The sequence below is a fragment of the Acinetobacter sp. Res13-Abat-PEC15-P4-01 genome, assembly GCF_015676285.1.
Classification (GTDB): Bacteria; Pseudomonadota; Gammaproteobacteria; order Pseudomonadales; family Moraxellaceae; genus Acinetobacter; species Acinetobacter nematophilus.
This window is the reverse complement of record NZ_JADAIN010000024.1, coordinates 144183-156488: the sequence shown is the minus strand read 5'-3', so window position 1 is coordinate 156488 and position 12306 is coordinate 144183. Positions and strand designations below refer to the sequence as shown.

General features: G+C 39.9%; 13 protein-coding genes. 8 read left to right on the top strand and 5 right to left on the bottom strand.

Annotated elements, in window-relative coordinates:
- Window positions 1-139: 139 nt before the first annotated feature.
- Window positions 140-1813 (top strand): long-chain-fatty-acid--CoA ligase, encoded by a 1674-nt coding sequence (locus IMO47_RS10830; protein ID WP_196077258.1) that lies wholly within the window; start codon window positions 140-142, stop codon window positions 1811-1813.
- An 80-nt stretch (window positions 1814-1893) separates the two neighbouring features.
- On the opposite strand, the gene IMO47_RS10825 is transcribed toward IMO47_RS10830, so the two are convergent.
- Window positions 1894-2319, bottom strand: coding sequence for a hypothetical protein (locus IMO47_RS10825; RefSeq protein ID WP_227552325.1), 426 nt, complete (start codon window positions 2317-2319; stop codon window positions 1894-1896).
- A gap of 67 nt (window positions 2320-2386) precedes the next feature.
- On the opposite strand from IMO47_RS10825, the gene IMO47_RS10820 reads away from it, so the two are divergent.
- Window positions 2387-2785, top strand: coding sequence for an MAPEG family protein (locus tag IMO47_RS10820; RefSeq protein WP_196077256.1), 399 nt, complete (start codon window positions 2387-2389; stop codon window positions 2783-2785).
- Between the two features lie 121 nt (window positions 2786-2906).
- A complete protein-coding gene (ppa, locus tag IMO47_RS10815; protein WP_004825594.1) occupies window positions 2907-3431 on the top strand; it encodes an inorganic diphosphatase in 525 nt (174 codons plus the stop codon).
- A gap of 95 nt (window positions 3432-3526) precedes the next feature.
- On the opposite strand, the gene IMO47_RS10810 is transcribed toward ppa, so the two are convergent.
- The gene (locus tag IMO47_RS10810; RefSeq protein WP_196077255.1) at window positions 3527-4828 is read right to left on the bottom strand and encodes an OprD family outer membrane porin; all 1302 of its coding nucleotides are present in this window, start codon (window positions 4826-4828) and stop codon (window positions 3527-3529) included.
- 309 nt (window positions 4829-5137) lie between these two features.
- On the opposite strand from IMO47_RS10810, the gene IMO47_RS10805 reads away from it, so the two are divergent.
- Window positions 5138-5908, top strand: a complete 771-nt coding sequence (locus IMO47_RS10805) for a TorF family putative porin (protein ID WP_196075608.1) — start codon at window positions 5138-5140, stop codon at window positions 5906-5908.
- A 497-nt stretch (window positions 5909-6405) separates the two neighbouring features.
- Complete coding sequence (locus tag IMO47_RS10800) at window positions 6406-7176, top strand: TorF family putative porin (protein WP_196075607.1); 771 nt, start codon at window positions 6406-6408, stop codon at window positions 7174-7176.
- A 65-nt stretch (window positions 7177-7241) separates the two neighbouring features.
- Here IMO47_RS10800 and IMO47_RS10795 read toward each other — a convergent pair whose 3' ends face one another.
- The 3 genes from IMO47_RS10795 to IMO47_RS10785 form a co-directional block, all read right to left on the bottom strand.
- Window positions 7242-7751 (bottom strand): N-acetyltransferase, encoded by a 510-nt coding sequence (locus tag IMO47_RS10795; protein ID WP_196075606.1) that lies wholly within the window; start codon window positions 7749-7751, stop codon window positions 7242-7244.
- Window positions 7752-7786: 35 nt separating this feature from the next.
- A complete protein-coding gene (locus IMO47_RS10790; RefSeq protein WP_196075605.1) occupies window positions 7787-9274 on the bottom strand; it encodes a YifB family Mg chelatase-like AAA ATPase in 1488 nt (495 codons plus the stop codon).
- A gap of 71 nt (window positions 9275-9345) precedes the next feature.
- Window positions 9346-9573, bottom strand: a complete 228-nt coding sequence (locus tag IMO47_RS10785) for an accessory factor UbiK family protein (protein ID WP_196075604.1) — start codon at window positions 9571-9573, stop codon at window positions 9346-9348.
- Window positions 9574-9864: 291 nt separating this feature from the next.
- Here IMO47_RS10785 and glnK point away from each other — a divergent pair, with 291 nt between their 5' ends.
- From glnK to nrdR, 3 genes are all read left to right on the top strand, one after another.
- Entirely contained in the window at window positions 9865-10203 is a 339-nt protein-coding gene (gene glnK, locus IMO47_RS10780) for a P-II family nitrogen regulator (protein ID WP_004725283.1), read from the top strand.
- 67 nt (window positions 10204-10270) lie between these two features.
- On the top strand, window positions 10271-11671 hold the full coding sequence (locus IMO47_RS10775; protein WP_196075603.1) for an ammonium transporter: 1401 nt from the start codon (window positions 10271-10273) through the stop codon (window positions 11669-11671).
- A gap of 159 nt (window positions 11672-11830) precedes the next feature.
- Complete coding sequence (gene nrdR / locus IMO47_RS10770; RefSeq protein WP_004825545.1) at window positions 11831-12295, top strand: transcriptional regulator NrdR; 465 nt, start codon at window positions 11831-11833, stop codon at window positions 12293-12295.
- Window positions 12296-12306 lie beyond the last annotated feature (11 nt).

Here is a 12306-nt window from a genome sequence, read left to right as displayed (position 1 = left end):
CTTGGATCGAAATACGTTATATATGCAATGTGTTCGTGGAAATGGATGCAATATTGAGCACAAAGAAGCCAAAAAATTATGCTCGATATTGAGAAAAACAGTTTAAAACTAAGGATTACTGATTGGAGATTATGGCATTATGGAAAAGATTTGGTTCGCTGAATACCAAAAGACTGGGATTCCAGAGACAGTAGAATTGCCCCAGGAAAATACTTCTCTTATTGATATTTTTGAGCGTAATTTCCAAAAGTTTGGTTCGCGTGATGCCTTTATCTTCATGGATAAGGTGATGTCATTCAGTGATCTTGAATTGGCAAGCCGTAAATTTGCAACTTATTTACAAAGTTTGGGTTTGGCAAAAGGCGCACGTGTCGCAGTCATGATGCCTAATGTCCTGCAGTATCCTGTTGTTGCTTTGGCTGTATTCCGTGCAGGTCTAGTGCTCGTGAATGTCAATCCACTCTATACAGCACGTGAACTAGAGCATCAGTTAAACGACTCTGGTGCAGAAGCCTTGGTGATTGTTGAAAACTTTGCAACAGTTTATCAAGCAATTATTGGAAAAACTCCAGTCAAACATGTGGTTGTAGCTTCAGTCGGCGATATGTTGGGTACGCTTAAAGGTACTTTGGTGAATTTTGTATTACGTAAGGTGCGTAAGCAAATTCCAGATTGGAACATTCCTGGACACGTCAAATTTAATGCCGCACTCGCAAAAGTAAGTCCAAGCAATTACAAACGTCCAAACATAACCTTAAGTGATACTGCTGTATTGCAATATACAGGAGGGACGACGGGCGTTTCAAAAGGTGCGGAACTGACGCATCGCAATTTAGTTGCAAATTTAATGCAATGTGACGGTATTTTCCAAAGTAAGTTTGGTCAGGGTGACGGTGCGAAAGATGACCGTATCTTCTGTGCATTGCCGCTTTACCATATCTTTGCATTTATGGTGTGTGCGCTTTATGGCATGTACAAAGGTCAGGCGAATATTTTGATTCCTAACCCTCGTGACTTACCTGCGGTAATTAAAGAATTACGTAAATACCAGCCGGGCTTTTTCCCAGCAGTCAATACATTATTCAATGCATTGGTACACAATGAAGAATTTAGACAACTGGATTTCAGCAATTTAAAAATGGCGATGGGCGGGGGTATGGCGGTATTGCCATCGACTGCTGAAGAGTGGAAAAAAGTCACAGGGACCATCATCATTGAAGGTTATGGTTTATCGGAAACTTCTCCGGTTGCCACTGCAAATCCACCAGCAACGACTGAATTCAGTGGCACAATTGGTGTTCCATTGCCATTAACTGATGTTGCGATTCTTGATGATGACGGCAACCACTTACCACAAGGTGAGCAGGGTGAAATCTCGATTCGCGGACCGCAAGTCATGAAGGGGTATTGGAATCGTCCTGATGAAACTGCAAAAGTGATGACCGCTGATGGATATTTCCGTACAGGTGATATCGGTGTTATGGATGCACGTGGTTACTTTAAAATCGTAGACCGTAAGAAAGACATGATTTTAGTATCTGGTTTCAATGTGTACCCATCTGAAATTGAAGAGGTGATTGCACAACATCCAAAAGTACTTGAAGTTGCAGCAATTGGTGTACCTGATGAGAAATCAGGTGAAGTACCAAAACTGTTTGTTGTGAAAAAAGACCAGTCTTTAACCACTGAAGAAGTGCTTGAGTTTGCGAAAGCAAACTTAACAGGCTATAAGCGCCCGCGCTATGTAGAGTTTATGGATGACTTACCAAAATCCAATGTTGGAAAAATCTTGCGTAAAGATTTACGTAAATAAGCAAAATTCAAATTTAAAAAAGCGCCTATCTTGGCGCTTTTTTTTTGCAAAGTTGTACAGTGCAAGAGTGAATTGAATCATCAATTTTGTTTGGAGCGGCTATACCATCCATCAATATAGGGGCGGCTTAAGCCCACAATTGCAGTAAAGGTCAACATCGTGCCCATTTGACGACCTAAAGCAGAAGGAACAATGCTGCCGTAACTCAAATAAATATCAATCAAACAATAGATGACAATGATCGCAAGCCACAAATATAGATTCATGCGTTTGATTGCAACTGCAAAAAAAGCCACAATTAAAATGATCAGCGTGCCTAAAGTTGACTGCCAGTTATAATTGGCACAGATTACGCACAACAAAAATGCCAAGATAGGCAGCACAATTTTAAGAATACGATCAATCTCGGCATGTTGTTGGCGTTGTTTCTCTAAAACCTCAAGCAATTCATTTTGGTCTGATTGCACGACACTGTCCTCACTACACAATTTTGCAAAACTCTGCATTTAACAAAAAATATTCTGTTGTTGCCATGCTATGATAACCTGCATTAACACTTCATGAGAAACAATCATGTCTGGGATAGATGGCATCATATATTTAATTCTAATTGCCTGTTTACTTCCTTATGTTTTTACCATCATTGCGAAAGTATCTGGGGGCTTTAAAGTTACCGATAATCAGAATCCTCGTGAGTTTTTAGCCCAAACCACGGGCTTGTCGGCACGCGCTAATGCCGTACAGCAAAACAGTTTTGAAAGCTTACCTTTATTTATTGCTGCCGTACTTATGGCTGAGTATATGGTGGTTTCACAACATCTGATCATGATGCTGGGCATTGCCTATATTGTACTGCGGATTATTTACGGGATTTGTTATCTCGCCAATATTTCAGCATTACGCTCAATCATTTGGTTTCTATCGATGGCTTGCCCCATCATTTTATTATTATTGATTATTCGAATTGTCTGAGTGGATTTAGACGAAATCCATTCATTTTGATGATGCAGAATGTATAATCCGCACGTGTTCGCGTATTTTAGCGTTATAATCGTCAAGATTTTATATAAGACCTCACTTGAAAGAGTATCCTATGAGCTATAGCAATATTCCTGCTGGTAAAGATGCACCTAATGACATCTATGTAATTATCGAAATTCCAGCCAATGCTGCACCAATCAAATATGAAGTAGATAAAGATTCAGATGCTTTATTTGTTGACCGTTTCATGGGTACTGCAATGTTCTACCCGGCAAACTATGGTTATGTTCCAAATACGTTGTCTGAAGATGGTGACCCATTAGACGTATTGGTGGTTACTCCACATCCATTGGTACATGGTTCTGTAATCCGTTGTCGTCCTGTTGGTAAATTGAACATGGAAGATGATGGTGGTATTGATGCGAAACTGATTGCTGTTCCACATGACAAATTAACACCGCTGTATAAAGATGTGAAAGAATATTCAGATCTTCCAGCTTTATTGTTGAACCAGATTGAACACTTCTTTGCACATTACAAAGATTTAGAGCCTGGTAAATGGGTTAAATTGACAGGTTGGGAAGGTTCTGAAGTTGCTAAAGCTGAAGTATTGAAAGCAATCGAAGCAGCGAAGTAATTCCGATCTGAATGTGATTTGAGTCTCATTTGATTTAGATCAAAAAAACCTGCATGTTGATGCAGGTTTTTTATTGTTCATTTTTCTATTTTAAATTAGAAAAATTTCACAGGAATATCCAGGAAAATACGCCATTCGTTGGTATCACCGATATAAACTGGATTATATGCTTCGCTAGCACGGTAGTAAGAGTGGCGAACACGTAAGCTTGCATCTTTTGCAAAACCACTTTGCATGGTGTATTTCACCTGGTTGAAGAATTCACGCTCTTGAGCATTGTCAGTCACATTGCGGACTTTAATATCCCAACCATAAACAAATGCAGTCGTCCAGTTTAATCCCGGAACGCCATAACCGCCAAAGTCTAGGTTATATTGAACCTGTGCAGATTTTTCATGGTTACCAATAAAGTCAGACAAGTAAGAGTTTGGTAGATAAACACTTTGGAAACCATCAGCATTTTGACCATAGTCATAGCCAACATCACCCGTGTTTTGTTGGTAAGCCAACATTACACTGTGTGGACCTTGATTATAGGTTGAAGACAAGGCCCAAATATTATTGGTCTTTTCTACGCCTGCTTTTCCTGTTGCTGCATAGTCAGCATCCACTGGACCTGTTGCCGAGTAGGTATTGGCATTTTTATCAAACTTGGTGTGATAACCACTGAAGTCAAACGTCAAAGAGCTTTGATTTGCTAGAGGATATTTATAGTTTGCATTGATATAGTGGCGCTCTAAAGCATTTTTAGAATCCAAACCATAATAAGAAGCGCTGAGTTGGTCATCAAACTTGTATTTAGCACCCCAAACAATGGCATCATCCAGATGATTGCTATCTGTATTGATATGATCAGACATTTGGTCTTTGGTAAACTTACCAGCAACAAGCTCTAAATTCTTAATTTCATGGCTGGTCAATAATGTCCCCGTAAAGTATTCAGGAACCAGACGTGTGGTATTACTTGCCAATACAGGTAAATCTAAAACTTGAGTACCATAACGTACGGTAGTATTTGAGAAACGCGCTTTCACGTTTGCACCACCACGAGCCCAATGATGATAAGGATTACCTTGATCATCACGAGGAATCATGTTGTTGCCTGAATGTTGGTTGTCCCCAATTTTAAAAGAACCGTCACCCACAACACCCACACCAAAACCGACAACGCCTTGTGTGAAACCTGAATCTAAGTCAACAATTGCAGTTTGTGCAAATGAACTTTGGTCTTCGATGCCATGTTTTTTATCGCGAAGGATGTAACCAGTACGAAACAATACAGAACCTTTGGCATCTTCAACGAAACCTTTTGCATCACTTTGTTCGCTAGCAAATGTAGGTGTAATTAAAGCAGCATTAATTAATATAGCTAAAGTAAGTTTTGGAGCATTCAACATGAATTGCCTCGTGAACGAGAATAAATGATACTGACTGATTGAATTCAGAGCAGATAATGGATGAATTGTATATTTAATCTATAAAAAGGGAATGACCTTTGATTAAAAATATTACATTTTTGTAATTTTCTACTCAATATTAATTTATTTCTTTATGAAAAAAAAATCTAAAGTAGTCTAAAAATGATTAAATTGATTGAAATATCAATTAATTTAATGGTTTTGATTGTTTTGTAGCCACTATTTTTACCAAAAATTCAAAAAAACAGTAGAATTTCAGCAAATTTTTCCTCTTACTTGTTTAATTTCATGAATTCAATTTTTTCCCAAATTTTATGGGCTTTCCCCCTATGTATTGTATCGTGTTCTGTAATTGCTGATCAGACGGATCATTCTGCTGAAAATAGTCCAATTTCTGGAAATATAGGGGTGGTATCTAAGTATATCTATCGGGGTGGGGAAGAAAATCAAGATCTTGCAATGCAAGGCGGTTTGGCCTATGCACATCAAAGTGGCATGACGTTTGGCTACTGGGGTTCGACTTTAGGCTATGATCCATCAGATGACAGACAAGATCATGGCTTTGAACATAACTTTTATGTGTCATATGGGCAGGAAATTGATCAAAATTGGCGCTATAACCTCAAAACTACAGCCTATGTGTACCATCATGGCGGAACGGTCTATGCTGAGCAGGGGGATCACCGTAAAACTGATGATATAGACATTCTCGCTGAGATTGTTTATAAGAAGTTAACAGTCGGTGCAGCAGTGATGCTGGCAGATTCATCTTATGCCAATGCAGGTGATGTCTATTTAAGTGCGGCTTATAGTTATCCATTAGCATATGAATTTATGTTCAATACCTCTATGGGAGGTTCTTTCTACAATACACACCATGATAATCAAATTGTACAATCAAAAAAGAATTTTACTTTTAATGAAGCACGCATAGGTGTCAGTAAATCAATTTTAAATAGTGGACTGACCGCATCTTTTGATTATGTCATAGGCGGTGAAAGCCGTATCGGAGATGACTATGATGATCATATGGTACTTGGCTTGACCTATAATTTTTAAATAATATTCAAGACGAATTTTTGTGCTCAAAAATTTAACAAGGTGTATGACCTAAGATTGGGCATGCACTTTTTTTAAGCATTTTTTAAGCTAAAATTTATTTTTGATCAAAAATAGTACATTTTGTTGCAGGATTGTGACATTTACACTTTAAAAAGATTTATAAGATTTTTACGGCACAAATCACCTCAATGATAGAAAATTTATGCAGGGATTTTACATACTCATCAGCAGTTAAAATCACGCTGAAAGTAGGTAAATATGAAGCATCATCATTTTCTGTTCAATGATCCAATGATCCGTACACAAGCAAGAAAAAGAAAACCCAGTCAACAACAAAAAATAATAATTGTATTTATAATCAATAGTTTATTTTGTTTAAATCAGAGCTGTAAAAATATAAAAAACATTCTTGGCATGGCAATTGCTAAATGCTTAGGGAGTTCATCAAATTTTAGCATAACAAATAAACATCGTATGATGGGGGAGCACTCAAGATGAAATTCTCAACTAAAGCACTAGCATTGGCAGTTTTGTCGTCTACAGCAACTATGGCAATGGCGGAAGATAACGCACTGTCAAAATTAGGTTTAAGTTTCTCAGGAAGTGCTGCCATAACGAATGACTATCGTTTCCGTGGTATGACTCAAACAATGAGTGATCCAGCAGTACAAGCAGGTTTCACTTTATCGCATACTTCAGGTCTATATGTCGGTCTTTGGGGGTCCAATGTGAACTTTGGTGGATCAGATCCTCATTTAGAATTAGATCCATCAATCGGTTTTACCACCCCTTTAGAACTCTCGCCAACATTCAAGCCGACTTTAGATATTGGTGTAGTTGAATATAATTACCCAAGTGCAAGCAGTGACTTTAACTGGACTGAATTCTATGCAAAATTAATCTTTGCAGATGTATTTGTGAAAGGTGGAAGTTTATTAACAAACGTGAACTATACCAATGACTGGGCTGCAGTCGGTGGAAATAGCTGGAATTTTAATCTGGGTTATTCTGCACCATTTGGGGATACTGGTTTTGGTGGCGTTGCCAATGTCGGTTATACCACGATGGATAAAAAAGCGTTGCCAGATGGTAAAGACAACTATGTAGATTGGAAAGCTGGAGTCAACTACAGTGTTAAATCAATTCCAGGTGTCACTGCAGAGCTTGCTGCTGTAGGTACCAATATCGATACGGATGGTTTTACTAATTCAGGAAAACGTGCTGTTGAAACAGGCGCTGTGTTTACTTTAACCAAAACATTCTAAGCGCTGATTAAATGAATAAAGGTGACTTAAAGTCACCTTTATTTTTTGTATGGACATGGGTAAGGTTAAGCTGTTATTTCAAAAGCGGAATGATAGTTGACTGTTCCGTGAGGAATGACTGGAGTAAATGCAAGGGCTTGAAAATATTCAGCAGGGACATTTTCAAGGATCAGACTGGGATAAGGCTTGAAACCAAATTTTGAGTAGTAAGCAGGATCACCAAGTACCACGCACCCAACAGCACCGCGTTGTTTTAATTGCTGTAGGGACTGTTGCACTAATGCTTTACCTACGCCTTGCTGTTGGTAGTCGGGAATAACTGAAACTGGACCCAAGCCATACCAATTTTGCTCTCCAGAGGAAATGACAACAGGTGAAATCGCAACATGCCCAATAATCTTCTCGTCCAATTCAGCAACAATCGAAATACTTAATTGATCCGCTTTCCTGAGTGCATTCACGATCAAGTGTTCGGTATGATCTGTATGCGCTGCATTTTCAAAAGCCAGTTGTGTAATATTGAAAATACTTTCAATGTCATCTGCTTGTTCGTTGCGTAGGATTAAATTTAGCATGTCATTTATCTTCTATAGCTCATAGGTGGCGGGTTCTAAGAATGCGTTCCCCGATAAGACAAAGCTTCGGTCAAATGCGTACTTTGGATTTGCTCACTTTGTGCCAAATCTGCAATGGTTCTTGAAACGCGCAAAATACGGTGATATGCCCGAGCAGATAAGTTTAAGCGTTGTTGTGCCACTTCTATCATCTTTCTGGATGTTTCATCCAAAACCACATGCTTTTCCAGTTGTTTAGGAGATAAAGCGTGGTTTAATCCACCTTGTCGTTGAATTTGAAAATGAAAAGCGTGAAGTACACGTTCTCGTACTGTTGCTGAATCTTCAACAGGCGTTGTATCCTGTAATTCCTGAGCCTTCAGTGGCGGGACATCGATATGTAAATCAATACGATCCAATAACGGACCAGAGATTCTGCTTTGATAACGCTTGATTGATTCAGCTGAGCACTGGCAACGGCTATCTTGGTTAAATGCATAACCACATGGACAGGGATTCATTGCAGCAATGAGTTGAAAGTTTGCAGGAAAGGTAATCTGTCGAGATGCTCTTGAAATAATGATTTCCTTAGACTCAAGAGGTTGCCTTAAAACCTCCAGGACTTTTTTGTCAAACTCAGGTAATTCATCCAAGAAAAGTACCCCTAAATGCGCAAGCGTGATTTCTCCTGGTTTTGGATTTGATCCCCCTCCCACCAAGGCAATTGCCGAAGCAGTATGGTGAGGTGCTCGAAAAGGTCGTTGTCCAAAGTGATGTTGAGTGTTGGCAATCGAGTAAATACTGGCAACTTCAAGATTTTGTTGTGGGTTTAATGCCGGCAAAATGCTCGGTAAACGTGAAGCTAAAAGTGTTTTACCTGTTCCTGGCGGTCCTTTAAATAAAAGCGAGTGTCCACCTGCAGCGGCAATTTCTAAAGCTCTTCGAGGGCGTAACTGACCTTTTACATCAGCCAAATCAAATTTATATTGCTTGTCCAAAGTGGATTTTTGTGTGGAGGTGACTTCGATTTTTTGGGCATTTAAAAAATGATCACAGACTTGTTTTAAATGATGTGCAGCAAAAACTTTGAATTCAGGCAATTGTGCTGCTTCATCGGCATTTTCCTGAGGGAGCATCAATTGATGCTTTGCCAATTGACAGGCCATTGCAATGGTTAATGTCCCTGTAACAGGTCTTAAATGACCATCCAGTGCTAATTCACCAATAAATTCGAAATCATCTGTGACATTTTCTGGGAGTTGACCTGTTGCAATCAAAATCCCCAATGCAATTGGAAGATCTAAGCGAGAACCATCTTTGGGAAGATCTGCGGGTGCGAGATTGATGGTCAAGCGTTTGGTTGGAAACTGAAAACCACTATTGATGATTGCAGAGCGGACACGATCCTTACTTTCCCGAACGGCTGCTTCTGCCAGACCGACAATCGTCAAGGAGGGAAGCCCTGCACTAACATGGACCTCTACTTCAATTAAAGGGGCATGTAATCCAAGTAGACCCCGTGTATAAATTTTGGCTAAAGACATTGTTGTTTTCCAAGTTTGCTTTATTTTTAATCGTTATTATAATTTTTGCACCACTTTTGTGCAAATTTGGTTTATTTTTTATCCTGAATAAGCACCTCTAGCGCTTTTACTTGCGCTTGTAATTCGGTCAATCTTAAATTGGCATTATTTAGTGCAGTTTTTTGACGTTCAATTTCATCTTTAGACACGATGTCCAATTTGCTGATGGCTTCGTTCAATAAGGCACGCAGGTTATGTTCGATATCTTTTTTAGGTTGATCGACTTGTTCCAAAATTGCTTGTAGTAATGTTTCAATCATGAGGAATCCAAAATGTTGATATTCTTTGTCTAGTGTAACATCGTGTATGGATTTTTACTTGAGTAATTTTTATCGGTTTATCAAGGCATCAAGGTTAAGAAAATCGTGGGACAATTTAAAAAAAATTGATCATTATTGTGAGTTTTTTCAAGTTGAAACTTCACCTAAGGATATACAATAGGTTATAAAGGCAATACGTGTTGATCAAATTAGCCACCCCAACCGTTAATAGGATTGGCACGAAAATTGAACATAAAACCTTACTGGTGAAATAAGCCGAAGGAAAACAATATGAAGCTCGTAACTGCAATTGTAAAACCGTTTAAATTAGATGACGTGCGTGAAGCCTTGTCTGATATAGGCGTTCAAGGGATTACCGTAACTGAGGTGAAAGGTTTTGGTCGTCAAAAAGGACATACAGAACTTTACCGTGGTGCTGAGTATGTCGTGGATTTCTTACCGAAAGTGAAAATTGAAATCGCGATCAGTGATGACATGGTGGATTCAGTCATTGAATCGATTACACGTGTGGCGAGCACTGGGAAAATTGGTGACGGAAAAATTTTCGTGACGAATTTAGAGCAAGTGATTCGTATTCGTACAGGTGAAACAGGTCCAGACGCTGTTTAATTTGGCACGAAGATTGCTGGTTATGTTGATGAAGACATAACTCACAAAATTAGGTTGGGGGATACGAATGAAAAAAATGCTATTAGCGCTCAGCCTGTCTGGCGCACTTCTTGGCGGATCAGTTGCGTGGGCAGAAGAAAACGTAACTGAGCCTGCATCTACAGCTGTTGCGACTGCAAGCGATGTCAGTACAGCAACAGACACTACCGCAAGCGTTGCGCCTGAAGTAACTGCAACAGCTGCACCTGCTCCGGCGGCAGAAAAACCGACACTCAATACTGGCGATACGGCTTGGATTTTAGTATCTACGGCATTGGTATTGTTGATGACAATTCCTGGTTTGGCGCTGTTTTACGGTGGTATGGTTCGTAAGAAAAACGTATTGGCAACCATGGCACAAAGTTTTACTGCAGCAGCAATTGTCAGCATTGTGTGGGTGGTTGTGGGGTATTCATTGGCTTTTGGTTCTGGCAATGCCTTTATCGGCGGGCTGGATAAGGCCATGTTGTCAGGAATCACCACGGATGCTTTGAGCGGCAGTATTCCAGAGATTCTCTTCGTTATTTTCCAAATGACCTTTGCGATTATCACAGTGGCCATCATTAGTGGTTCTGTGGCGGATCGTATGAAATTTAGTGCTTGGATCAGCTTTATCACAATTTGGGTGATTGTTGTTTATGCGCCTATTGCACATTGGGTATGGGGTGGTGGTTGGTTAATGAATGATGGTGCGCTTGATTTTGCAGGCGGTACAGTGGTTCATATCAACTCTGGTGTTGCAGGTCTAGTGGCTGCATATTTACTCGGTAAGCGTATGGGCTTGGGTAAAGAATCTATGGCACCACATAATTTAACTTTGACTGTATTGGGTGCGAGCCTTGTATGGGTTGGTTGGTTCGGTTTCAACGGCGGTTCAGCTTTGGGTGCAAATGGTTCAGCAGCATATGCCTTAGTGACAACTCAAGTTGCAGCAGCAGCAGCGGCAATCGCTTGGTTAGTGGTTGAGAAAATTGTTCGCGGTAAAGGTTCTGTATTGGGTGCTGCATCAGGTGCGGTAGCAGGTCTTGTGGTGATTACACCAGCTGCAGGTTTTGTGACGGTGAGTGGTGCATTGATCATGGGCTTGATTGGTGGTGTGGTATGTTTCTGGGGTATTTCCGGTCTTAAACGTATCCTTAAAGCCGATGATTCGCTAGATGCATTTGGTCTACATGGTGTGGGTGGTATCGTGGGTGCAATTTTAACAGCAGTCTTTGCAAGCTCATTTATCATGGGTGACAAAGCGCCGACCAATATGATGCATCAATTGTGGGTTCAAGTAGAGGGTGTGTTGGCAACGATTGCCTACTCGGCAGTGGTGACATTCATTCTGCTTAAAATTATCGATGTGGTGATTGGAATCCGCGTTGAAAATGATGATGAGCGCATGGGTCTAGATTTAAGTCAACATGGCGAACGCATCGAATAATGTAACTGACTAGAAAAAATCAATTTAGAATAATAACTATATATAGTATAAAACAGCCCGAGAGGGCTGTTTTTTTTCCATATCTTGCGAAACCCTCAACAAAATCTAGTTTTTTTGCTACACTAGCTGAAATTATGAATTTTGCTTAATTAAACCACTATGCATTGTCCATTTTGCAACGCTGCAGATAGTAAAGTGATCGATTCCCGTTTGGCTGCTGAAGGTAGCCAGATTCGCCGTCGTCGTGAATGTATCAGTTGTGGCGAACGTTTTACTACTTTTGAAAGTTATGAAGTGGTGATGCCACGTGTCACCAAGTCTGATGGTAAAAATGAACCATTTGATGAAGCAAAATTGCGCCGTTCACTGATGCATGCTTTGCAAAAAAGACCTGTAACTCAAGAGCAAATTGAAACGGTGATTAGCGATATTCAACTGCAAATTCGTCGTTTAGGAGAACGTGATGTGCGTTCTCGTACCATTGGTGAGATTGTCATGAAATCTTTGTTTGCATTGGATCATGTGGCATATGTTCGTTTTGCATCGGTTTATCAAGATTTCCAAGACATTGATGCTTTTCGCCATCAGATTGAGCAAATGCAAGCACGTGGTCAAGACCACTGATTTATTTTTCA